Origin of the sequence: Pseudomonas sp. EA_65y_Pfl2_P74 (genome assembly GCF_963970575.1) — a bacterium.
Taxonomy (GTDB): domain Bacteria; phylum Pseudomonadota; class Gammaproteobacteria; order Pseudomonadales; family Pseudomonadaceae; genus Aquipseudomonas; species Aquipseudomonas baetica_A.
Genome location: NZ_CAXAOQ010000020.1, coordinates 40,616 through 64,837, shown reverse-complemented (window position 1 = coordinate 64,837; position 24,222 = coordinate 40,616). Strand labels below are relative to the sequence as shown.

Below are 24,222 nucleotides of genomic sequence, written 5' to 3'. Positions count from 1 at the left end.
TCATGCCTTCAATCCTGCGTGTAGATCCTGCAAGCGGCGCACGGTTTTTTCAGGACCGAATTTCAGCGCTTCACAGATAGCTTCGCCAGCAGCAATGGTGGTGGTGCAGTAAATCTTGTGCTGCAAGGCATTACGACGAATGGAGTAGGAGTCGGCGATCGACTGACGACCTTCAGTGGTGTTGATGATCAGAGTGACTTCGTCATTCTTGATCATGTCGACCACGTGCGGACGCCCCTCGGTCACCTTGTTCACACGGCGCACTTTCAGGCCCGCAGCTTCGATCAGCTTGGCAGTGCCGGCAGTCGCGACCACTTCGAAGCCCAAGTTGATCAGATCACGGGCTACGCCTGCAACCAGTGGCTTGTCGTCGTCACGCACGCTGATGAATGCAGTACCGCCGGTCGGCAGCACTTCGCTGGCACCCATTTGGGCCTTGGCGAAAGCTTCGCCGAAGGTGTCGCCGACACCCATCACTTCACCAGTGGACTTCATCTCTGGGCCGAGGATCGGGTCAACGCCAGGGAATTTGGCGAACGGGAAGACCGCCTCTTTCACGCTGTAGAAGTTCGGGATGATTTCCTTGGTGAAACCAATTTCTTTCAGGGTTTTACCGGCCATCACGCGAGCCGCGATCATCGCCAGGGAAACACCGATGCACTTGGAGACGAACGGTACGGTACGGGAAGCGCGCGGGTTCACCTCGATGACGTAGATGTCTTCTCCTTGCAGCGCCAACTGCACGTTCATCAGGCCGACAACACCCAACTCCAGGGCCATTTTCTTGACCTGTTCGCGCATCTCGTCCTGGATGTGCGCCGGCAGCGAGTAAGGCGGCAGCGAGCACGCGGAGTCACCGGAGTGAACGCCAGCCTGTTCGATGTGCTGCATGATCGCGCCGATCACCACGTCCTTGCCGTCGCAGACCGCATCAACGTCCATCTCGATGGCGCAGTTGAGGAAGTGATCGAGCAGCACCGGGCTGTCGTTGGACACCTGCACCGCGTCACGCAGGTAACGCTTGAGCTCGTCTTCCTTGTAGACGATCTCCATTGCGCGACCGCCCAGCACGTAGGACGGGCGCACCACCAGCGGATAACCGATCTTCGCAGCAGCGCGAACAGCTTCGTCTTCGCTACGCACGGTGGCGTTTGGCGGCTGACGCAAGTTCAGACGCTCAACCATTTGCTGGAAGCGCTCACGGTCTTCAGCGCGGTCGATGGCGTCAGGGCTGGTGCCGATGATAGGTACGCCGGCAGCTTCCAGAGCACGAGCCAGTTTCAGCGGAGTCTGGCCGCCGTACTGGACGATCACACCTTTGGGCTTCTCGACGCGGCAGATTTCCAGCACGTCTTCCAGCGTTACCGGCTCGAAGTACAGACGGTCGGACGTGTCGTAGTCGGTGGACACGGTTTCCGGGTTGCAGTTGACCATAATGGTCTCGTAACCGTCTTCGCGCAGAGCGAGGGCCGCGTGAACGCAGCAGTAGTCGAACTCGATACCCTGACCGATACGGTTCGGACCGCCGCCCAGAATCATGATTTTGTCGCGACCGGACGGCGCCGCTTCGCACTCTTCCTCGTAAGTCGAGTACAGGTAAGCAGTGTCGGTGGCGAACTCGGCCGCGCAGGTGTCAACGCGCTTGTAGACCGGGAACACTTCCAGCTTGTGACGGTGAGTGCGCAGGTTTTTCTCGGTAACGCCCAGCAACTTGGCCAGACGCTGATCGGAGAAGCCTTTGCGCTTGAGCTTGAACATCAGGTCGCGGTCGATAGCGGACAGACCGAGGGTCTTGACCTTCTCTTCGTCCTTGATCAGATCTTCGATCTGCACCAGGAACCACGGGTCGATCATGTTCATGCCGAAGATGTCTTCGACAGTCATGCCCGCACGGAAGGCGTCTGCCACGTACCAGATACGCTCGGCGCCCGGCACAGTCAGTTCGCGCTTGAGCACGCTCATGCTTTCCGGATTGCTCAGGTCGAGCTTCTCGTCCAGACCGCAAACACCAACCTCCAGACCGCGCAGGGCTTTCTGCAGGGATTCCTGGAAGGTACGGCCGATAGCCATGACTTCGCCGACCGATTTCATCTGCGTGGTCAGGCGTGCGTCAGCCTTGGCGAATTTCTCGAAGGCGAAGCGGGGCAGCTTGGTCACGACGTAGTCGATGGACGGCTCGAAGGACGCCGGGGTCTTCCCACCGGTGATGTCGTTCGACAGTTCGTCGAGGGTGTAACCCACAGCCAGTTTGGCCGCGACTTTGGCGATCGGGAAACCGGTGGCTTTCGAAGCCAGCGCCGAGGAACGCGATACACGCGGGTTCATTTCGATCACGACCATACGGCCAGTGTTCGGGCAGATACCGAATTGAACGTTGGAACCGCCGGTCTCGACGCCGATCTCGCGCAGTACCGCCAGGGAGGCGTTACGCAGGATCTGGTATTCCTTGTCGGTCAGGGTCTGAGCCGGGGCGACAGTGATCGAGTCACCGGTGTGCACGCCCATCGGGTCGAAGTTTTCGATCGAGCAGACGATGATGCAGTTGTCCTTTTTGTCGCGGACAACTTCCATTTCATATTCTTTCCAGCCGATCAGGGATTCGTCGATCAGCAGCTCTTTGGTTGGCGACAGGTCCAGACCACGGGCGCAGATTTCTTCGAACTCTTCACGGTTGTAAGCGATACCGCCACCAGTGCCGCCCATGGTGAAGGACGGACGGATGATGCACGGAAAACCCAACGTCTCGAGGACTGCGTTGGCTTCTTCCATGCTGTGGGCGATACCGGAACGCGGGCAGGCCAGGCCGATGGATTTCATCGCCTTGTCGAAACGCGAACGGTCTTCAGCCTTGTCGATGGTGTCGGCGTTGGCACCGATCATCTCCACGCCGAACTTCTCCAGAACGCCTTCGCGCTCCAGATCCAGGGCGCAGTTCAGAGCAGTCTGGCCGCCCATGGTTGGCAACACTGCATCGGGACGTTCTTTTTCGATGATCTTGGCAACAGTCTGCCACTTGATCGGTTCGATGTACGTGGCGTCAGCCATGTCCGGGTCGGTCATGATGGTGGCCGGGTTGGAGTTCACCAGGATGACGCGGTAACCCTCTTCGCGCAGGGCCTTGCAGGCCTGGGCGCCGGAGTAGTCGAATTCGCAAGCCTGGCCGATAACGATCGGGCCAGCGCCAAGAATCAGGATGCTTTTAATGTCTGTACGTTTTGGCATGGGTTTGTCACTCAAATCCGCAGGTCAGTCGGCAAGCCGTCTTGATCGATTTCTGAAGTCTCGAGGGGGCCGCCGGTGTCGGGGCCGCCCTCGAAGGGCTTCTCTCTACAGTCTCAAGGCGAACGCTTAGCGTCGCTTGGCCATCTCGTTGATGAAGCGGTCGAACAGTGGCGCGACATCGTTCGGGCCCGGGCTCGCCTCAGGGTGACCCTGGAAGCTGAACGCACTTTTGTCGGTGCGCTCGATGCCTTGCAGGGTGCCGTCGAACAGCGATTTGTGAATCGCGCGAACGTTGGCAGGCAGGGTTTCTTCGTCTACCGCAAAACCGTGGTTCTGGCTGGTGATCATCACGACGCCCGTGTCCAGGTCCTGCACCGGGTGGTTGGCACCGTGGTGACCATGGCCCATTTTCAGGGTCTTGGCACCGGAGGCCAGCGCCAGCAACTGGTGACCGAGGCAGATGCCGAATACCGGAGTTTCGGTTTCCAGCACGTCCTTGATCGCCTGGATCGCGTAGTCGCACGGCTCCGGATCACCAGGGCCGTTGGACAGGAACACACCGTCCGGCTTCAGAGCCAGTACGTCAGCGGCCGGAGTTTGCGCCGGGACCACGGTAACGCGGCAGCCGCGCTCAACCAGCATGCGCAGAATGTTCAGCTTTACGCCAAAGTCGTAGGCAACGACGTGGTAAGGCAACTCGGAAGCTTCGATGGTCGCGTGGCTGTCGGTTTTCAGATCCCAGACAGTGGAGCGCCATTCGTATTGAGCCTTGGTGCTGACGACTTTCGCCAGATCCATTCCCTTGAGGCCCGGAAAGCCTTGCGCGGCAGCAATGGCGGCTTCTTCAGAGATGTTGTCACCGGCCATGATGCAGCCGTTCTGTGCACCTTTTTCACGCAGGATGCGGGTCAGACGACGGGTGTCGATACCGGCGATCGCCACAACATTGTTGGCTTTCAGGTAATCAGACAGGGACATCGTGTTGCGCCAGTTGCTCGCCACCAGCGGCAAGTCACGGATGACCAGACCAGCGGACCAGACGCGGTCGGACTCGGCGTCTTCGGGCGTGGTGCCGGTGTTGCCGATGTGCGGGTAAGTCAGGGTAACGATCTGTTGGGCGTAGGAAGGATCGGTAAGGATTTCCTGATAGCCGGTCATTGCGGTGTTGAACACCACCTCACCAACGGTTTGACCGTCGGCTCCAATGGCTTCGCCGCGAAAAATGCTGCCATCAGCAAGGGCAAGTATGGCTGGCTTAGTCAAGAAGACCTCCCGTAAATAACGCATGAAAGGGCGATCGCAGGTTGTAAAAAAGCGGAGTGACGTATGGACACGTCACCCCGCTTCTTCACTGAATTATTCTGCTCGCTTTTAGTGGACACACTAAAGCTGTAGCTTACAGAAAAAGGCTTTTTGGGTCCACCGCTAATGAGCCTAAAAGGCCGGAGAATGCGACAGGACGTCGCTCGGCGGAGAAAATCCAGCGCAAACAGGGCGTTTGCGCCGGGTTCAAACGATCAATCAACGCAGGTCGAGCACGTCTTGCATGTCGTACAGGCCCGGTTCGCGACCGTCCAGCCACAACGCCGCACGCACCGCGCCCTTGGCGAACGTCATGCGGCTCGACGCCTTATGGGTGATCTCCAGACGCTCACCCTCACAGGCGAACAGCACCGTGTGATCACCCACCACATCCCCACCACGAACCGTGGCAAAACCGATGGTTTCGCGCTCACGGGCACCGGTATGGCCTTCACGACCGTAGACCGCAACTTTCTGCAGATCACGATCCAGCGCACCGGCAATCACCTCACCCATGCGCAACGCCGTACCCGACGGCGCATCGATCTTGTGGCGGTGGTGAGCCTCGATGATTTCGATGTCGGCATCATCACCCAACACGCGCGCCGCCATGTCCAGCAGCTTCAGCGACAGATTGACCCCGACGCTGAAGTTGGACGCGAAGACGATAGGAATGTCCTTGCCCGCCTCGACCAGCAATTGCTTTTGCGCCGCATCCAGCCCGGTGGTGCCGATGACCATGGCCTTGCCTGCCTTACGACAGAACGCCAAATTTTTCAGCATCACTTCCGGCAGCGTGAAGTCGATCAATACATCGAATTCATCAGCGACCGCTTCCACATGACCGGAGAGCGGCACGCCAATTCGCCCCAGCGAAGCCAACTCACCGGCATCCACCCCGATCAGCGTGCTGCCAGGACGGACGACAGCGGCAGTCAACCCGGTCAGTGGCGCGCGCTGCTGCACGGCCTCCACCAGAATTTTACCCATGCGCCCGGCGGCGCCCATCACTGCAATACGTCGCATGCCCACTCCTTACAAGTCGCCGAAGAAGCGCTTCACACCGTCAAACCAACCCGTGGTTTTCGGCGAGTGGCTGTTGTCATCGGCCAGGGAGCTGCGGAACTCTTCCAGCAATTCGCGCTGACGACGATTCAGGTTGACCGGCGTCTCGACCGCTACACGGCACATCAAGTCGCCCGCACCACCGCCACGCACAGGAGCCACACCCTTGCCGCGCACGCGGAACTGCTTGCCGGTCTGGGTACCTTCAGGGATTTTCAGTTTGACGCGACCGTCGAGGGTCGGAATTTCCAGCTCGCCGCCCAGCGCTGCATCGACAAAGCTGATCGGCACTTCGCAGAACAGATGTTTGCCGTCACGCTGAAAGATGTCGTGCTCTCGCACGTTGATGACGACATACAGGTCACCAGTCGGACCACCCTGAGTACCCGCCTCGCCTTCGCCAGACAGACGAATGCGGTCGCCAGTATCGACGCCGGCCGGCACTTTGACCGACAGGGTTTTGTACTCTTCAACGCGGCCGTCACCGTGGCAGGAGTCGCACGGATCGGAAATGATCTTGCCCTGGCCATGGCAACGCGGGCAGGTCTGCTGCACCGAGAAGAAGCCCTGCTGCATGCGCACCTGACCAATGCCGCCACACGTCGGGCAAGTCGAAGGTGACGAGCCTTTTTTGGCACCCGAACCATCGCACGGCTTGCAATTGACCAGTGTCGGAACGCGGATATTCACGGTTGTGCCGCGCACCGCTTCTTCCAGATTCAGCTCCAGGGTGTAGCGCAAGTCGCTGCCACGCTGAGCCCCGCCACGGGAACCACCGCGACCGCCACCGAAGAAGTCACTGAAGACATCGCCAAAGATGTCGGAGAAGTTCTGACCACCGAAACCGGCACCGCCTCCCCCCATGCTTGGGTCGACACCGGCATGACCATACTGGTCGAACGCCGCTCGCTTGCTCGAGTCGGACAATACTTCGTAGGCCTCATTGGCCTCTTTGAACAGTTCTTCCGATGCTTTGTCATCGGGATTACGGTCCGGGTGATGCTTCATCGCCAAACGGCGATAGGCCTTTTTCAGGTCTGCGTCGCTCGCGCCACGCTCAACACCCAACACCTCGTAATAGTCACGCTTTGCCATAAGTCTTTGCACTCTTAAGGACGTTCGGCAAACCCCTCCTGAGCCTCGCCAAACTCGTTGAGCCCCAATACAGGCCCGGACCCAACTCACGTCAATTCAACGATCCTGGTCTGTGATTCATGCGGTACTTTCGACGTGAAAAGCAGGAGCATTTTCAGCCATACCGCCAGCATCCGAACGCTGTCGCATGCTGTAAAAATTCGCGTATTCCAGATACACCAACGCGGGAGCAAGCTCCCGCGCGGCGACATCCTACCAGTCACCGCCGAAAGGCAGTCAACCGGCCGACCAACAACTTACTTGTGGTCTTTGACTTCTTCGAACTCTGCATCGACCACGTCTTCAGGTTTCTCAGCCGATTCGCCTTGCGGGGCTGCACCATCAGCTGGCTGAGCCTGGTCGGCGTACATCTTCTGAGCAACCGGAGCCGAGAGTTTCGACAGCTCTTCAACCCTGGCTTCGATGGCAGCCTTGTCGTCGCCTTTAACAGCGGCTTCCAGAGCGACCACAGCGGCTTCGATCGCAGTCTTCTCTTCGGCGCTGACCTTGTCGCCAGCTTCGGAGACCATTTTGCGAGTCGAGTGAACCAGTGCATCACCTTGGTTACGGGCGACGGCCAGTTCTTCGAACTTGCGATCTTCGTCAGCGTTCGCTTCGGCGTCACGCACCATGCGCTCGATTTCTTCGTCGGACAGACCGGAGTTGGCCTTGATCACGATCGACTGAGTCTTGCCGGTGGCCTTGTCTTTCGCACCAACGTGCAGGATGCCGTTGGCATCGATGTCGAAAGTCACTTCGATCTGCGGCACGCCACGTGGAGCGGGTGGAATGTCGGCCAGGTCGAACTTGCCCAGGGATTTGTTTTGTGTGGCTTGCTTACGCTCACCTTGCAGAACATGAATGGTCACAGCGCCCTGGTTGTCGTCGGCAGTCGAGAACACTTGCGATTTCTTGGTAGGAATCGTGGTGTTTTTCTCGATCAGCGCGGTCATCACGCCACCCATGGTTTCGATACCCAGGGTCAGCGGGCTGACGTCGAGCAGCAGAACGTCTTTCACGTCGCCAGCCAGAACAGCGCCCTGAATCGCAGCACCCATGGCAACCGCTTCGTCCGGGTTAACGTCTTTACGTGCTTCTTTACCGAAGAAATCGGTTACCAGCTTCTGTACCAGCGGCATACGAGTCTGACCGCCGACCAGGATCACGTCGTTGATCGCGCCAACGTCCAGACCAGCGTCTTTCATGGCGATGCGGCAAGGTTCGATGGTGCGCTGAACCAGGTCTTCAACCAGAGCTTCGAGCTTGGCACGCGAGATCTTGACGTTCAGGTGCTTAGGACCGGTGGCGTCTGCAGTGATGTACGGCAGGTTCACGTCGGTCGACTGAGCGGACGACAGCTCGATCTTGGCTTTCTCAGCGGCTTCTTTCAGGCGCTGCATGGCCAGCGGATCACCTTTGAGGTTCATGCCGCTTTCTTTCTTGAATTCGTCCACGAGGTAGTCGATCAGACGAATGTCGAAGTCTTCACCGCCCAGGAACGTGTCACCGTTGGTGGCCAACACTTCGAACTGGTGCTCGCCGTCAACTTCAGCGATCTCGATCACCGAAACGTCGAAAGTACCGCCACCCAGGTCGTAAACGATCACGGTGTGATCGCCCTTGGCCTTGTCCATACCGTAAGCCAGAGCGGCGGCGGTTGGTTCGTTGATGATACGTTTTACGTCCAGACCGGCGATGCGGCCGGCGTCTTTGGTCGCCTGACGCTGGCTGTCGTTGAAGTAAGCCGGAACGGTGATTACCGCCTCAGTCACTGGCTCGCCGAGGTAATCTTCGGCGGTCTTCTTCATTTTCTTCAGAATTTCAGCCGAGATTTGTGGCGGGGCCATTTTCTGGCCGTTTACTTCAACCCAAGCGTCGTTGTTGTCAGCCTTGACGATCTTGTAAGGGACCATCTGAATGTCTTTCTGCACAACTTCTTCGTCGAAACGACGACCGATCAGACGCTTTACGGCGTACAGAGTGTTGTGCGGGTTGGTAACAGCCTGACGCTTGGCCGACTGACCTACCAGAATTTCGCCATCGTTGGCGTAAGCGATGATCGACGGCGTGGTACGCGCGCCTTCAGCGTTTTCAATAACTTTTGCTTTGCCGTTTTCCAGCACGGAGACGCAGGAGTTGGTAGTCCCCAGGTCGATACCGATAATTTTGCCCATGTTAACTCTCCCGAAACTTTGGATTTGGATGCCGCAGCAGTGGTGGCTAACTGCGGTAGCACTTAAACGCTTGACTTCTAAATGGGGGCCTTGCGGCTAATTTCAAGCCTGCTCATCAATAGAAGGCGAAACTGGCGCAGGCGCCTTGCTGACCACGACCATGGCCGGGCGCAACAAGCGGCCGTTGAGCTGGTAGCCCTTCTGGAACACCTTCAGAACGCTGTTCGGCTCTACGTCGGCGCTTTCCTGCATGGCCATCGCCTGATGGTGAACGGCATTGAACGGTTCGCCATGCGGATCGATCGCTTCAAGCTGATAACGCTTGAGGGTGTCGTGGAACATTTTCAGCGTCAGCTCGATCCCCTCGCGCATCGGACGAATACTTTCGTCGTCCGGGTTCGACAGCTCGAGGCCGCGCTCCAGGCTGTCGACAATCGGCAACAGATCGCTGGCGAATTTTTCCAGCGCAAACTTATGCGCTTTCTCGACGTCTTGCTCGGCACGACGACGGACGTTCTGCAGATCAGCGGCAACACGCAGAGACTGATCCTGCGCGGCGGCCAATTGCTCTTCGAGCACTTGTACACGGGTCGCCAGGTCGTCACCCGAACCCTCGGGCGCTGGATTGGCTTCTGGGTTTTGCTTATCTACTGTCTGTTCGTCAGCCATAGAATTCTCCTTTCAATATCGTCCGCGAGTTCGACTCGCGCTTCTGTCCCGATATATGGGGCCGCAAAATCAGGCTTCAAGGGGCTTCAATGATTAACCCTACAAAAAAGTGCCGCTTTCTCATTCCTCAATGCACTAAGAAATTTTTCCGTTCAAGCGAATCGAGCTAAGAGGGGGCATTGTCAGCCCGAAACAAAACACTGTATAAATAACCAGACCTAAAGCCTGGGAGCGGCCTTTATGCTGGTGCACCTGTCTGTACACAACTACGCCATCGTTGAACATCTCGATCTCGAACTCGATCGCGGGATGAGCGTGATCACAGGGGAAACCGGCGCAGGCAAATCGATCATGCTCGACGCCCTGGGCCTGACCCTTGGCGATCGTGCCGACAGTGGCGTAGTGCGCCCGGGCGCCGACAAGGCCGATATTCTGGCGACTTTCGACCTGATCGATATCCCCGAAGCCCGCGCCTGGCTAGCCGAACGCGACCTGGACATCGACGGCCCCTGCATCCTGCGCCGGGTCATCACCTGCGAAGGTCGTTCGCGCGGCTATATCAACGGCACGCCCTGCCCGCTGGGTGATCTCAAGGCTCTCGGCGAATTGCTGATCGATATCCATAGCCAGCATGAACACCAGTCCCTGCTGAAAACCGACACCCATCGCCGACTGCTGGACGAATACGCCGGCGCTACCGACCTGGCGCGCCAAGTGCATCTGGCCGCGCAGCGTTGGCGCCAGACACGCCAGGAGCTGGAGCGCCTCTCCAATTCCGGCGACGAACAACGCGCGCGCCATCAACTGCTCAGCTACCAGCTCGAAGAACTGGAAAATCTCGGCCTCGGCGATAACGAACTCGAGCAGTTGGAGCAGGAACACAAAAACCTGACCAACGCCGAAACCTTGCTGGGTATTTGTCGACAAGTGGTCGAGCAATGCAGCGAAAGTGATTCCGGCAACGTGCTGAATGCGCTGACCGCCAGCCTCAATCGCTTATCGAGTGTGAACAATTCGGTCGGCGCACTGGGCGAAGCAAGCAGCTTGCTGACCAGCGCGCAGATCCAGGTTGAAGAAGCCGTTGGTGAACTCAATCGCTTCCTTGATAACTTCGATGCCGACCCGGCTCGCCTGCAATATCTGGAAGAGCGACTGGATGCCATTTACACGCTGGCGCGCAAGCACAGGATTCAACCAACCGAAGTCAGTGAAATGCAGCAGAAACTGCTGGATGAAATCGAAACGCTCAATGCCAACGACGAATCCATCGAGCGCTTGAGCGAAGAGCTAGCCTCTTATGCTCGCCATTATCAGGAGAAGGCCCGCGAGCTGAGTGATTTGCGCCATCAGGCCGCCGGCAGCCTCGCCAGCGCGGTAGAGCAGGAAATTCAACGCCTGGGCATGCCGGGCGGGCGGTTCACCATTGAGCTGCGCGCCAATAGCAGCGAAGAACTTCTGCCCAACGGGCTGGAGCAAGTCGAACTGCTGGTCAGCGCCAACCCCGGCCAACCCCTGAAGGCATTGGCGAAAGTGGCGTCCGGTGGCGAACTGTCACGTATCAGCTTGGCAATTCAAGTGATTACCGCGCAAACCTCCCGCGTACCCACACTGGTATTCGACGAGGTGGACGTAGGCATTGGCGGTCCGACCGCTGAAATTGTCGGCCAATTGCTTCGCCGTCTGGGTGAACGCGGACAGGTTCTGACAGTGACGCACTTGCCACAAGTGGCGGCGCAAGGTCACCAACACCTGTTTGTACACAAGGTACGGGGCGAACAGGCAACCCATACTGCTGTCTCCAAGCTGAGCAAGAACGACCGAATAGAAGAAGTGGCACGCATGCTGGGCGGCATCGACCTGACCAAGGAATCCTTGGCGCATGCGAAAAAGATGGTCGTCACCGCCAAAGTTTAAAGATGACACAAAGCACGAAGGCGACCCTTGGGTCGCCTTCGCTCGTTTCGCGAACCTGAAATTCGCGCGACATGCTTACTTTTTCTTGCGTACGTACAGCACCAGGTTGTGATCCACCAACTCGACACCGTGCTCCTCGGCAATTGCATTCTGGAGTTTTTCGATTTCCACGCTGATGAACTCGACGACTTCACCGGTTTCAACGTTAACCATATGGTCGTGGTGCCCACCGTCGGCCAATTCGAATACCGCGTGGCCACCGTCGAAGTTGTGACGGACCACGAGACCAGCCGCTTCAAACTGGGTCAGAACACGGTAAACCGTGGCCAGACCGACGTCCTCGCCAGCTTCCATCAACGCCTTGTAGACGTCCTCGGCACTCATGTGACGCTGCTCGGTAGAGTCGAGCATTTGCAGGATCTTGACCCGTGGCAGGGTCACTTTCAGACCGGCTTTGCGTAGTTCGCTATTTTCAACCATGGTTAGCTTTCTCGCGATGCTGCTTCGCAGCTTCTCTTAATGCGGGTATGATCGGCGTTTACGTTGTCCCAGCCAAGATAGTGGAAGTCGCCCACCGATGCAAAACACCAAGCTCTTGCTAACCAGTTTCACCTTTGTGGGACTGCTCGCACTCGCCGGTTGTTCATTCCCCGGGGTTTACAAAATCGACATCCAGCAGGGCAATGTCGTCACGCAGGACATGATAGACCAGTTACGCCCGGGAATGACCCGGCCGCAAGTACGGTTTATCATGGGTAACCCCCTGCTTACCGACACGTTCCATGCCAATCGCTGGGATTATCTGTACAGCCTGCAACCGGGTGGCGGTGAACGCCAACAGGAACGCATCAGCGTTATTTTTAACTCAAACGACCAGCTTGTCAGCCTGTCTGGTGACTTCATGCCGGGCGTAAGCCGTGACGAAGCCATTCTCGGCAAGGACAGTGGCACTACTGTGACCGCTCCTGCTGAAAACGCCGAGAAGCCAAAACCGGAAAAACCGGTCAAGCCAGGTTCCATGCTGGATCAGATCCAGAAGGAAGTCGATGGTGTAGAAACCGTTCCGGTTCCGACACCAGAGCCGCTGGACACCTCGCCGCAATAATTGGCGAGGCAATAAAAAACCCGGGAATTCCGGGTTTTTTATTGCCTGCAGATTGGCTTGCTTACTGATTTCGAGCTTTGGCTTCAGCTGCTTTAGCCGCACGCAAACGCCGAACCTCTTTGGGGTCGGCGAGCAGCGGCCGGTAAATCTCGATTCGATCCCCCGCCTGAACCAGCCTTGCATCCGGATCAGAAACCACTTTGCCAAAAATCCCCAGAGGACACTCAGACAGATTCAACTCGGGAAACTCGATATCAATACCCGAGGCAAACACCGCCGATCGCACGGTCGCCCCCTCAACCAAGCTGACCGTACGCAGCACCTGACGATCAACGGCCGCAAATACGACCTCTATCTCGATCATCGATTCAACCATGCATCTGCTTGGCACGCTGGCAGAACGCATCCACCAGGGTATTCGCAGCCTGATTGAACAGCGGCCCCAGCGTGGCGCGCACTAGCGGCCCCGCGTAGTCGAAGGACAGATCCAAACTGATCTTGCAGGCCTTCTCGTTCAACACCTTGAACACCCATACGCCGTGCAACTGATTGAAAGGGCCCTCTTCGAGATTCATTTCGATCGATTGCCCAGGTACCAGCGTGTTGCGCGTCACGAAATGCTGACTGAGGCCACCCTTGGCCACGCCCACGCTGGCACGCATATGCTCGGGCGAGCTTTCCAGCACTTCAGCCGACGAGCACCACGGTAAAAACTCCGGATAACGCGCCACGTCGTTGACCAGGTCGTAAAGAAATTGCGCCGGGTACGGCAGCAGCGCCGATCGTTGAATATGTGTCGTCATGTAAGCGTCACTTCCAGAGCTGGGTGGCAAACACTACAAGAATGCCGATGGGCGCCACATAGCGCATCAAGAACAAAGACAGGGCAAACAGCGCCGGGTTACGAGTCGACAACTCGTCACGCACCGCATCACGCCCCATCACCCACCCGGCAAACAGCACGAAACACAACCCACCCAGCGGCAACATGATCCGCGAGGTGAAGAAATCGATCACACCGAAGAAATCAAGGCCACTCTGCGCGCCCCATTGGTAGAGATGGAACATCCCGCCTTCGCTCACGAAAAACTTGGCTTCCTTCCAGATATTGAAGGAGAACACCGTGCCCAAACCGACGAACCAGCAGGTGAATGCCAGCCAGAATGTCACCCAGGCACGCCTGACTTTCGTGCGTTCCACCAGGTAGGCAACCATGGGCTCAAGTAACGAAATTGCCGAACTCCAAGCCGCAACCGCCACCAGAACAAAGAACACAACGCCCATCAACTGACCGAAAGCCACATTACCAAAAGCGAATGGCAGACTGACGAACATCAGGCCTGGCCCCTCGCTAGGGTTCAGTCCGCCGGCGAACACAATAGGAAACAAGGCCAGACCGGCCACCAGCGAAACAAACGTGTCGAGCAATGCCACGCCGACAACCGTGCCGGACAATGACGCACTCTTGGGCATGTAGGCGCCGTAGATCATGATCGAGCCAACGCCCACGCTCAAAGAGAAGAACGCGTGGCCCATGGCGGGCAGCAAACCGTCGAGGACTTTTTCCGGGTGAAAGTCGAACATGAAATGCACGCCTTCCATGAAATGCCCAGTGGTCATGCTGTACCCCAGCAGCACCAGAATCATCACGAACAGCAGCGGCATCATGATCCGCAGGCTGCGCTCAAGCCCTGCAACCACGCCCTTGGCGATGACGAGCGCGGACAGCAGCATAAAAATCGTGTGCCAAAGTGTCAGACGCCAAGGATCGGCTATGACATTGCCAAAATAGGCACCGACCTGATCAGCCGTAGCGCCCTGAAAGTCGCCGCGCCCCATGTCGATGATGTAATCCAGCGACCAGCCACCGACCACACTATAGAAAGACAGAATCAGCAATGCCGTGATCATCCCGGCAAACGCCCCCCACGACCACTTGGGCGAGTGCCCAGCCTCAAGCGCCAGCACCTTCAGGGCATTCGCCGGACTTTGCCGGGCGCGCCGGCCTATCAGGGTTTCAGCGAGCATGACAGGGATGCCGATCAGTGCGATGCACACCAGAAACATCAATACGAACGCGCCGCCGCCGTACATCCCGACCATGTAGGGGAATTTCCAGATACTACCCAGTCCCACGGCCGAACCGGTCGCGGCGAGTATGAATACCCAGCGGCTAGCCCAACTGCCGTGGACAGAAACCTTGTCTGTCGACATCGTTTATCACGCCCAAGCGTTAGAAAAAGAGGCCGCATTGTCCGGCATTCACTCAACCTGCTCAAGCACGCAGCATCACCGTAGCCGACGGCCATTTATCTCCATATAATGCCGCCCCTATGGCTAAACAGAAGAAACACCCAACAGGGACCATCGCGCAGAACAAAAAAGCGCGACACGATTACTTCATCGAGCATAAGTTCGAGGCCGGTCTGGTCCTGGCCGGCTGGGAAGTAAAAAGTCTGCGGGCAAGCAAGCTGCAACTGGTCGACAGTTATGTGCTGCTCAAGGATGGCGAGGCGTGGCTGCTCGGCAGTCACATCACGCCTCTGATGACCGCCAGCACCCACGTCATCGCTGACCCGGTGCGCACTCGCAAATTGCTGCTCAATCGCCGCGAGCTTGAAAAACTCGCCGCCGCTGTGCAGCAAAAGGGTTACGCCTGCGTATGCCTGTCCTGGTACTGGAGCAAGCACATGGTCAAGTGTGAGATCGCTCTGGGTAAGGGCAAGAAGGAATACGACAAGCGTGACACCGAGCGTGAACGCGATGCAGGTCGTGAGTTGCAGCGTGCCGTGCGCAACAAGGGCAAGGAAGACTGAGTCTTTCTGCCTGAAAAGATCGCAGCCGGCGGCAATTCCTACAGGGAAATACATCTCCCACACGCAGGAACTGCCGCCGGTGCGATCTTTTGCTTTTAAAAAAGCTACTTCCCCTTTCGCCGCTCCGCTCGCGCCATGCGCTGAACCTCTTGCCGCACCTCTTCCAGCACTTCCTGCACATACAGAATGTGTCGGCTGGAAACTTCCCGCGCCTGCTCCGCGCGCCCCTCAATAATCGCCAGATACAATTCCCGATGCTGAGTGATCAGCATGTCGCGGGTTTCCGTGCGCTGCTTGTACATGCCGCCAATATTAGTCACGACGTTGCGCTTGAGCAGATCGAACAGCCCGCGAATGGTGTGCAGCAACACGGCGTTGTGACTGGCCTCGGCAATCGCCAGGTGAAATTTCGCGTCCGCAGCGCCCTCCTCCGCACGACTGATTTCGTCGTGTCGCGAATAGCAGTCCTGCAGCTCATCGAACGCAGCGGTCAATCGTTCACGATCAACGTCGGTAGCACGTAATGCAGCGTAATAGGCACACGATGCCTCCAGAGTGTGGCGAAATTCCAGCAGATCGCGCTGCGCCTCAGGGTTGCTTTCAAGCAATTGCAACAGCGGATCGCTGAACGTTGAACCCAGACTCTCAACCACATAGTTGCCGCCGCCCTGGCGACTGACCAGCAGACCTTTGGCCGCCAGTTTCTGAATCGCCTCGCGCAGCGACGGGCGGGATACGCCAAATTGTTCGGCCAGCGTGCGCTCCGCCGGAAGCCGTTCACCGGACTTCAACGTGCCCTCGAGAATCATCCCCTCAAGTCGCTCGACAATATCGTCAGACAAACGGCGCTGACGTATCTGATCAAACCCCATAACTCATTTCTCCACGACCCCGGCCGCTCGCCGGGCTCTCTATTCTGGCCTATCGGCGCCTTGCCGACACCTATCAGACGACATTGGCCCGAACCGGATCAGATGCGATCTGCACCGCTTGTTCGACAAAAGTTTCAGGGCGACAAATTGACACACCGATATAAAGGCTTTTACCCTAGCCAACAGCGATTGTAAATTGGTCTTACCAATTATCCAAGAACGCTGACAGTGCCTGACCAACAACAATTAGGGGCCACCCCATATGCAAACCTGGCAACAGCTCTACAGCCCGCTCGGCAGTCTCGGCGTGTCCGCACTCGCGGCCGTCATTCCCATCGTTTTCTTTTTCCTCGCCTTGGCGGTATTCCGCCTCAAAGGTCATATAGCCGGCAGCATCACGCTCGCCCTGTCGATTGCCGTGGCGATCTTCGCGTTCCAGATGCCGGTCGACATGGCCTTCGCCGCTGCCGGGTATGGCTTCGCCTACGGTCTATGGCCGATTGCCTGGATCATTGTCGCGGCGGTATTCCTCTACAAACTGACCGTCAAAAGTGGTCAGTTCGAGGTTATTCGCAGCTCGGTGCTGTCGATCACTGACGACCAGCGCTTGCAGGTGCTGCTGATCGGTTTCTGCTTCGGTGCATTCCTCGAAGGGGCCGCCGGTTTCGGCGCGCCGGTGGCGATTACCGCCGCCCTCCTCGTCGGACTGGGTTTCAACCCGCTGTATGCCGCAGGTTTGTGCCTGATCGCCAACACAGCCCCCGTCGCGTTCGGCGCACTGGGGATTCCGATCATCGTGGCCGGCCAGGTCACGGGGATCGACGCATTCAAGATCGGCGCCATGGCCGGTCGCCAACTGCCATTGCTGTCGTTATTTGTACCGTTCTGGCTGGTGTTCATGATGGATGGCCTGCGCGGCGTCCGTGAGACCTGGCCAGCTGCGCTGGTTGCGGGCTTGAGCTTTGCCGTCACCCAGTACTTCACCTCCAACTTCATTGGCCCGGAACTGCCGGACATCACGTCGGCCCTGGTCAGCCTGATTTCCCTGACCTTGTTCCTGAAAGTCTGGCAGCCGAAACGCAGCGCCGACGCGCAAATCGCCGGCGCCACGTCGAGCGCAACCATCACCGCCAGCGTCGGCGGTTTCGGCCAGAAGCGCACCACCGTAGCTTCGCCCTACAGCCTGGGGGAAATATTCAAAGCCTGGTCGCCGTTCCTGATCCTCACCGTGCTGGTGACCATCTGGACCCTCAAGCCATTCAAGGCGATGTTCGCCGCCGGCGGCTCGATGTACAGCTGGGTATTCAACTTTGCAATTGCGCACCTCGATCAACTGGTGATCAAAACCGCACCGATCGTGGCAACGCCCACGGCGATTGCGGCGGTGTTCAAATTCGACCCGATTTCCGCGACCGGCACGGCGATCTTCTTCTCCGCACTGATCTCGATGCTGGTACTTAAGATCAACGTTAAAACTGGTCTTACCACTTTTAAAGAGACACTGTTCGAGCTGCGCTGGCCCATTCTGTCGATTGGCATGGTGTTGGCGTTTGCTTTCGTCACCAATTACTCCGGCATGTCTTCCACCATGGCGCTGGTATTGGCCGCGACCGGCGCTGCATTCCCGTTCTTCTCGCCGTTCCTCGGCTGGCTTGGTGTGTTCCTCACCGGCTCCGATACCTCGTCCAACGCCCTGTTCAGCTCGTTGCAGGCCACCACCGCCCACCAGATCGGTGTCAGCGATGTGTTGCTGGTAGCCGCAAACACCAGCGGCGGCGTGACCGGCAAGATGATCTCGCCACAATCGATCGCCGTGGCCTGCGCCGCGACGGGCCTGGTGGGCAAGGAGTCGGATCTGTTCCGCTTCACCCTCAAGCACAGCCTATTCTTTGCAACGATTGTCGGCCTGATCACTTTGGCTCAGGCCTACTGGTTCACTGGCATGCTGGTGCACTAAAACCGGCAAGAAGCCTACAAGCGACATGGAAATAACCGACGCCGGTTCGTGATTCCGGCGTCAGCAATTCACAACCCGGTCTGTAAGGCTGCTGAAAGCAACGCGCTCTATATTCAGCAGCCTCAGCGGACGGATAACCGGGATCACCCGGAGACACGCCTGATGAGCGAGCTTTTTTACAACGCGGTGCCGAACGCAACCCGCGTTGCACCGCCACTGCCCGAACCTCGGCAATACCCCAGCGAGAAACCCTCGCAGGTCTACCTGTTCGGGACGTGTGTAGTCGACCTCTTCTACCCGGAAGCTGGGATGGACGCGATCCATTTGCTGGAGCGCGAAGGGATCCGGGTCGAGTACCCGCAAGGGCAGAGCTGCTGCGGACAACCGGCCTACACCTCGGGTTACACCGAGCAGGCACGGACGGTGGCGCGCTCACAACTGGCGCTGTTTGCCGGGGATTATCCGGTGGTCGTGCCGTCGGGCTCCTGTGCCGGCATGCTGCGAGAACATTACGCCGACTTGTTCAAGGACGAGCCGGACACACTCAAACAGGTTCAGGCCCTCGCGGCCCGTACCTATGAGTTAGCGGAGTTTCTGCTGTTCGTCTGCAAGGTGCAGCTCAAGGACAGCGGCGCACCGGTGAAAGTCGCGCTGCACACCTCGTGCTCAGCGCGCCGCGAGATGAACACTCACCTGCATGGCCGAGAGTTGTTGGCGCAGTTGAGCAACGTGGAACGGGTCAATCACGACCACGAAAGCGAATGCTGTGGCTTCGGTGGGACATTCAGCGTCCGTATGCCAGACATTTCCGGCGCGATGGTGGCTGACAAGACCCGAGCGCTGAAGGAATCCGGTGCACACAAGGTGTTGAGTGCGGACTGCGGCTGTTTGATGAACATCAACGGTTCGCTGGAAAAACAGAAAGAAGCGCTGCGCGGCCAACACCTGGCGAGTTTCCTCTGGCAACGAACCGGGGGTGCGCAATGAGTACCTCGGCGATTATTCCTACGATCACCGTAGAAGAAGATTTCCGCACCCGGGCGCACAACGCCTTGGGTGATCCGCAGCTACGGAACAACTTCCGTACGGCGATGGATTCACTGATGACCAAACGGGCAGCGGCTTTCAGCGATGCCCACGAAAGAGAACACTTGCGTGCTCTGGGCAACTCGATCAGAGCCCGCGCGCTCTCCAAGTTGCCCGACCTGCTCGAGCAACTGGAACAAAACCTGACCCGCAACGGTGTGACAGTGCACTGGGCGGAAACGGTGGACGAAGCCAATGGCATCGTCTTGTCGATCATCCGCGCTCACGAGGCGCGGCAAGTGATCAAGGGCAAATCGATGGTCAGCGAAGAGATGGAGATGAACCATTTCCTCGAGGCTCAAGACATTGAATGTCTGGAGTCCGACATGGGGGAATACATCGTCCAGCTCGACCACGAGAAGCCTTCACACATCATTATGCCGGCGATCCACAAGAATGCCGGTCAGGTCGCGTCCTTGTTCCACGACAAACTTGGCGTGGAATACACCAAGGACGTTGACCAACTCATTCAGATCGGTCGCAGAGTCCTGCGGCAGAAATTCTTCGAAGCGGACATCGGCGTCTCCGGCGTCAACTTCGCCGTGGCCGAAACCGGCACCTTGCTGCTGGTGGAAAACGAAGGCAACGGGCGCATGACCACCACCGTGCCCCCCGTCCACATCGCCGTCACCGGTATCGAAAAAGTCGTGGAAAACCTGCGCGACGTGGTCCCGCTGCTATCGCTGCTGACCCGCTCGGCGCTGGGCATTCCAATCACCACTTACGTCAACATGATCTCCGGTCCACGCAAGGAACATGAACTCGACGGCCCGCAGGACGTGCATCTGGTGTTGCTCGACAACGGTCGCAGCCAAGCCTTCGCCGACAGTGAACTGCGCCAGACCTTGAACTGCATCCGCTGCGGCGCCTGCATGAACCATTGCCCGGTCTACACCCGGGTCGGCGGTCACACCTATGGTGAGGTGTATCCGGGGCCAATCGGCAAAATCATCACCCCGCACATGGTCGGTCTGGCGAAGGTTCCAGACCACCCGAGCGCCTCGTCGTTGTGCGGCGCGTGCGGCGAAGTGTGCCCGGTAAAAATTCCTATCCCGGCATTGCTGCGTCGCCTACGCGAAGAGAACGTCAAAGCCCCCGACAGCCCTCATCAAGTGATGCGCGGTCAGGGCAGCAAGTACTCGCGCAAGGAACGTTTCATCTGGAACGCCTGGGCGAAACTCAACAGCTCGCCGACCCTGTATCGGTTATTCGGTTTCTTCGCCACGCGCCTGCGCGCCCTGGCGCCGAGCAATGTCGGCCCATGGACGCAGAACCACAGTGCACCGAAACCCGCCGCCCGCTCATTGCATGACATGGCCCGCGAGCATCTGGCCAAACAGGGAGATCGCTGATGAGTGCCAAGCAAAATATCCTCGGCAAACTGCGCAAAAGTCTGACCGGCACCACGCCGATTGCTGACGACTTCGACGTCGATCTGGTGACTCAGCCTTACACCTACAGCGCCGAACAACGCATCCCGCAACTGCGCAAGCTGATGGAAGCGGTGCACACCGAAATCCATCTGACCTCAGACGCAGAGTGGCCGGCACAGCTCCAGCAATTGCTGCGCGACCGTCAATTGCCCAGCCTGTTGATCGCACCGACGACAGCGCACGGGCAACGAGTCACGCAGCACTGGGCGAACAATCCTGACCTGCCAACGCTGAAATCCTACAACCGGCCGATGGAAGAATGGAAAGCCGAGTTGTTCAACGACACCCCGGCCAGCCTCACCGGCACCCTCGGCGCCATAGCGGCAACAGGTAGCCTGATTCTCTGGCCGACCCGCGAAGAACCGCGCCTGATGAGCCTGGTGCCGCCGGTGCATTTCGCTCTGCTCAAGGCCAGCGAAATCCGCGACAACTTCTATCAGGTGCAGCAAGAATTTGAATGGGCTCAGGGCATGCCGACCAACGCGCTGCTGGTGTCCGGCCCATCGAAAACCGCTGACATCGAACAAGTGCTGGCCTATGGCGCCCACGGCCCGAAAGACCTGGTGGTATTGATTCTGGAGGACCGATGAGTCTACCGGCGGCTTTCCTGCGCGATGCGCAGCAACTGATTCCGGCTGATCGACGCTTTGACGATCCGCTATCAACCCTGGCTTTTGGCACCGACGCGAGTTTCTATCGGCTGATCCCCAAACTGGTGATCCGCGTCGAGTCCGAAGACGAAGTGGTGACCCTGCTGAAACTGGCTCAACGCGACCGTGTACCGGTCACGTTCCGCGCCGCCGGCACCAGCCTGTCGGGGCAGGCGATCAGCGATTCGGTTTTGATCGTGCTTGGGGATAACTGGAACGCTCGCGAAATTCGTGGCCAGGGCACGCAAATCCGTCTGCAACCGGGCGTGATCGGTGCCCAGGCCAACGCCTGGCTGGCGCCATTCGGACGCAAGATCGGCCCCGATCCCGCCTCGATCAATGCCTGCAAAATTGGCGGTATCGTGGCCAACAATGCCAGCGGCATGTGCTGCGGCACCGCGCAAAACACCTATCACACCCTGGCCGGCCTGCGCCTGGTTCTGGCCGACGGCACGCGCCTTGATACTGAAGATGCCCACAGTGTGGCGGCGTTTCGCGCGAGCCACGGCGATCTGCTCGAACGTTTGGCGACGCTCGGTCGCGAGACTCGCGCCAATGCCGAACTGGCCGAGAGAATCCGCCATAAATATCGTCTGAAAAATACCACTGGCCTGTCGCTCAACGCCTTGGTGGACTTCGATGAGCCTGTGGATATCCTGAGCCACTTGCTGGTCGGTTCCGAAGGCACTCTCGGCTTTATCAGCGCGGTGACTTACGACACCGTTATCGATCATCCGAACAAGGCCTCGGCGCTGATCGTGTTCCCGGATGTGGAAACCTGCTGCAACGCGGTCACCGTACTGAAAAGCCAACCGGTGTCGGCGGTGGAACTGCTGGATCGGCGCAGCCTGCGTTCGGTGCAGAGCAAACCGGGCATGCCTGCTTTCGTACAGCAACTGTCGAACAATGCCTGTGCGTTATTGATCGAATCCCGCGCGGCTTCTTCGTCATTACTGCAGGAACAACTGGCGCAGATCATGGCGTCACTCAGTGGTTTCCCGGTGGAGAAACAGGTCGACTTCACTGAAGACCCGGTCGAGAACGCCCGCCTCTGGGCAATCCGCAAAGACACCTTCCCCGCCGTCGGCGCCGTGCGCAAAACCGGTACCACGGTGATCATCGAAGACGTGACCTTCCCGGTCGAGCAACTGGCAATCGGTGTGAACCGCTTGATCGAACTGTTCGACAAACATGCCTACGACGAAGCGATCCTTTTCGGACACGCACTGGAAGGCAATCTGCACTTCGTTTTCACCCAAGGCTTCAACAGCGCGGAAGAAGTCGCACGCTACCAAGCGTTCATGGACGACGTCGCGCAATTGGTGGCCGTGGAGTTCGGCGGCTCGCTCAAGGCCGAACACGGCACCGGGCGCAACATGGCGCCGTTCGTTGAGCTGGAATGGGGCAGCGACGCGTATCAACTGATGTGGCAGCTCAAACGCCTGCTCGACCCCAACGGCATCCTCAACCCTGATGTGGTGCTCAGCGAAGACCCGCAGATCCACCTCAAACACCTGAAACCGCTGCCGGCGGCCGACGAGATTGTGGACAAGTGCATTGAGTGCGGCTTCTGCGAACCGGTCTGCCCGTCGAAAGGCCTGACCCTCAGCCCGCGCCAGCGCATCGTGATCTGGCGCGACATTCAGGCGAAAAAACGTGCCGGCATCGACACCACCGAACTGGAAGAAGCCTACGAATACCAAGGCATCGAGACCTGCGCCGCGACGGGTTTGTGTGCGCAACGATGCCCTGTAGGCATCAACACCGGCGAACTGGTGAAAAAGCTTCGCGGTCGACACGCAACGCATCAGAAAACTGCCGACTGGATCGAAGGAAATTTCGCTAAGACCCTGCAAGGGGCACGCTTCACCCTGCACGTAGCCAACGGCGCGCGAATGCTGCTCGGTGCGCCGCGTCTGACCAAGCTTTCGGCAACCCTGACGCGCCTGTCCAAGGGCCAAGTGCCTCTGTGGACGAGCGCGATGCCGCAACCGGAGAAAGCCATTCGCTTCAGCCCGAGCGTGTCGGACGAACGCCCACGCGTGGTGTATCTGGCGGCGTGTGTGTCGAGGGTCATGGGCCCGGCGGCGGGCGATAAAGAGCAGATGTCGCTGTACGACAAAACCCGTGGCTTGCTGGAAAAGGCCGGTTACCAGGTCGTCTTCCCGGACAATCAGGACAACCTCTGCTGCGGTCAGCCCTTCGCTTCAAAGGGCTATGCGGAGCAGGCCGAACACAAGCGGCAAGAACTCATCAGCGCCTTGCTCCACGCCAGTCGCGGCGGGCTTGATCCGATCTATTGCGATACCAGTCCGTGTACGTTGCGACTGGTGCAGGACGTCGCCGATGTGCGTCTGGATCTGTACGACCCGGTGCGTTTCATCCGTACGCACCTGCTTGATCGGCTGGACTTCACGCCTCAGGACGCACCGATTGCAGTGCATGTGACGTGCAGCACTCAGCACCTGGGCGAAAGCCAGGCGCTGATCGATCTGGCGCGCAAGTGCAGCAAAACCGTGGTGATTCCGGAGGGTATTCATTGCTGTGGCTTTGCCGGCGACAAGGGCTTCACCACACCGGAACTGAACAGCCACTCGCTGCGCACACTCAAGGACGCAGTGCAGCATTGCAGTGAAGGGATTTCCACCAGCCGCACGTGCGAAATCGGCCTGACGCAGCATGGCGGGATCGACTATCACGGCTTGGTTTATCTGGTCGATCGAGTCACACGAGCCAAATCTGCCTGATCCATTTGTATGGAAAAGGGGCTATTTCGCCCCTTTTCAAGGCGAGCAGAGAGGTGTCTCGGCTTTTTCATACCGA

At 58.4% G+C, this 24,222-nt stretch carries 19 protein-coding genes; 8 read left to right on the top strand and 11 right to left on the bottom strand.

Going from position 1 to position 24,222, the window contains the following annotated elements:
• The 6 genes from carB to grpE form a co-directional block, all read right to left on the bottom strand.
• Positions 1 to 3,222 (bottom strand): carbamoyl-phosphate synthase large subunit, encoded by a 3,222-nt coding sequence (gene carB, locus AACY18_RS17225; protein WP_339431692.1) that lies wholly within the window; start codon positions 3,220 to 3,222, stop codon positions 1 to 3.
• 126 nt (positions 3,223 to 3,348) lie between these two features.
• Positions 3,349 to 4,485: a glutamine-hydrolyzing carbamoyl-phosphate synthase small subunit gene (gene carA / locus AACY18_RS17220; RefSeq protein ID WP_339431691.1), complete on the bottom strand. Its 1,137-nt coding sequence runs from the start codon at positions 4,483 to 4,485 to the stop codon at positions 3,349 to 3,351.
• Positions 4,486 to 4,743: 258 nt separating this feature from the next.
• Positions 4,744 to 5,550: a 4-hydroxy-tetrahydrodipicolinate reductase gene (gene dapB / locus AACY18_RS17215; RefSeq protein ID WP_339431690.1), complete on the bottom strand. Its 807-nt coding sequence runs from the start codon at positions 5,548 to 5,550 to the stop codon at positions 4,744 to 4,746.
• 9 nt (positions 5,551 to 5,559) lie between these two features.
• Positions 5,560 to 6,684, bottom strand: a complete 1,125-nt coding sequence (dnaJ, locus tag AACY18_RS17210) for a molecular chaperone DnaJ (protein ID WP_221730603.1) — start codon at positions 6,682 to 6,684, stop codon at positions 5,560 to 5,562.
• Between the two features lie 296 nt (positions 6,685 to 6,980).
• Positions 6,981 to 8,897, bottom strand: a complete 1,917-nt coding sequence (gene dnaK, locus AACY18_RS17205) for a molecular chaperone DnaK (protein ID WP_339431689.1) — start codon at positions 8,895 to 8,897, stop codon at positions 6,981 to 6,983.
• 102 nt (positions 8,898 to 8,999) lie between these two features.
• Complete coding sequence (gene grpE / locus AACY18_RS17200) at positions 9,000 to 9,566, bottom strand: nucleotide exchange factor GrpE (protein ID WP_339431688.1); 567 nt, start codon at positions 9,564 to 9,566, stop codon at positions 9,000 to 9,002.
• Positions 9,567 to 9,806: 240 nt separating this feature from the next.
• Between grpE and recN the strand changes: the two genes are divergently transcribed.
• A complete protein-coding gene (gene recN, locus AACY18_RS17195) occupies positions 9,807 to 11,480 on the top strand; it encodes a DNA repair protein RecN (RefSeq protein ID WP_339465471.1) in 1,674 nt (557 codons plus the stop codon).
• Between the two features lie 75 nt (positions 11,481 to 11,555).
• Here recN and fur read toward each other — a convergent pair whose 3' ends face one another.
• Entirely contained in the window at positions 11,556 to 11,960 is a 405-nt protein-coding gene (gene fur, locus AACY18_RS17190) for a ferric iron uptake transcriptional regulator (RefSeq protein WP_339431686.1), read from the bottom strand.
• Positions 11,961 to 12,057: 97 nt separating this feature from the next.
• Between fur and AACY18_RS17185 the strand changes: the two genes are divergently transcribed.
• The gene (locus AACY18_RS17185) at positions 12,058 to 12,585 is read left to right on the top strand and encodes an outer membrane protein assembly factor BamE (RefSeq protein WP_339431685.1); all 528 of its coding nucleotides are present in this window, start codon (positions 12,058 to 12,060) and stop codon (positions 12,583 to 12,585) included.
• 61 nt (positions 12,586 to 12,646) lie between these two features.
• On the opposite strand, the gene AACY18_RS17180 is transcribed toward AACY18_RS17185, so the two are convergent.
• The 3 genes from AACY18_RS17180 to AACY18_RS17170 are packed head-to-tail and all read right to left on the bottom strand — an operon-like array spanning position 12,647 to position 14,799.
• Entirely contained in the window at positions 12,647 to 12,961 is a 315-nt protein-coding gene (locus AACY18_RS17180) for an RnfH family protein (RefSeq protein ID WP_339431684.1), read from the bottom strand.
• Positions 12,954 to 13,388 carry a type II toxin-antitoxin system RatA family toxin gene (locus tag AACY18_RS17175; protein WP_016986510.1) on the bottom strand — a complete coding sequence of 145 codons (435 nt, stop codon included), beginning with the start codon at positions 13,386 to 13,388 and terminating at the stop codon, positions 12,954 to 12,956. The genes AACY18_RS17180 and AACY18_RS17175 overlap by 8 nt, the downstream gene beginning before the upstream one ends.
• Positions 13,389 to 13,395: 7 nt before the next feature.
• Positions 13,396 to 14,799 (bottom strand): sodium-dependent transporter, encoded by a 1,404-nt coding sequence (locus AACY18_RS17170; protein WP_339431683.1) that lies wholly within the window; start codon positions 14,797 to 14,799, stop codon positions 13,396 to 13,398.
• A 119-nt stretch (positions 14,800 to 14,918) separates the two neighbouring features.
• On the opposite strand from AACY18_RS17170, the gene smpB reads away from it, so the two are divergent.
• Positions 14,919 to 15,401, top strand: coding sequence for an SsrA-binding protein SmpB (smpB, locus tag AACY18_RS17165; protein ID WP_007915208.1), 483 nt, complete (start codon positions 14,919 to 14,921; stop codon positions 15,399 to 15,401).
• 104 nt (positions 15,402 to 15,505) lie between these two features.
• On the opposite strand, the gene AACY18_RS17160 is transcribed toward smpB, so the two are convergent.
• Complete coding sequence (locus AACY18_RS17160; protein ID WP_339431682.1) at positions 15,506 to 16,273, bottom strand: FCD domain-containing protein; 768 nt, start codon at positions 16,271 to 16,273, stop codon at positions 15,506 to 15,508.
• A gap of 262 nt (positions 16,274 to 16,535) precedes the next feature.
• Between AACY18_RS17160 and AACY18_RS17155 the strand changes: the two genes are divergently transcribed.
• The 5 genes from AACY18_RS17155 (at position 16,536) to AACY18_RS17135 (ending at position 24,146) form a co-directional block, all read left to right on the top strand.
• Positions 16,536 to 18,230, top strand: coding sequence for a lactate permease LctP family transporter (locus AACY18_RS17155; RefSeq protein WP_339465470.1), 1,695 nt, complete (start codon positions 16,536 to 16,538; stop codon positions 18,228 to 18,230).
• Positions 18,231 to 18,392: 162 nt separating this feature from the next.
• Positions 18,393 to 19,217: a (Fe-S)-binding protein gene (locus AACY18_RS17150; protein ID WP_339465469.1), complete on the top strand. Its 825-nt coding sequence runs from the start codon at positions 18,393 to 18,395 to the stop codon at positions 19,215 to 19,217.
• Entirely contained in the window at positions 19,214 to 20,668 is a 1,455-nt protein-coding gene (locus tag AACY18_RS17145) for a LutB/LldF family L-lactate oxidation iron-sulfur protein (RefSeq protein WP_339465468.1), read from the top strand. Before AACY18_RS17150 ends, AACY18_RS17145 begins: the two co-directional genes overlap by 4 nt.
• The gene (locus AACY18_RS17140; protein WP_339465466.1) at positions 20,668 to 21,339 is read left to right on the top strand and encodes a LutC/YkgG family protein; all 672 of its coding nucleotides are present in this window, start codon (positions 20,668 to 20,670) and stop codon (positions 21,337 to 21,339) included. Before AACY18_RS17145 ends, AACY18_RS17140 begins: the two co-directional genes overlap by 1 nt.
• Positions 21,336 to 24,146, top strand: a complete 2,811-nt coding sequence (locus AACY18_RS17135) for an FAD-binding and (Fe-S)-binding domain-containing protein (protein ID WP_339465464.1) — start codon at positions 21,336 to 21,338, stop codon at positions 24,144 to 24,146. The genes AACY18_RS17140 and AACY18_RS17135 overlap by 4 nt, the downstream gene beginning before the upstream one ends.
• Positions 24,147 to 24,222: the final 76 nt, after the last annotated feature.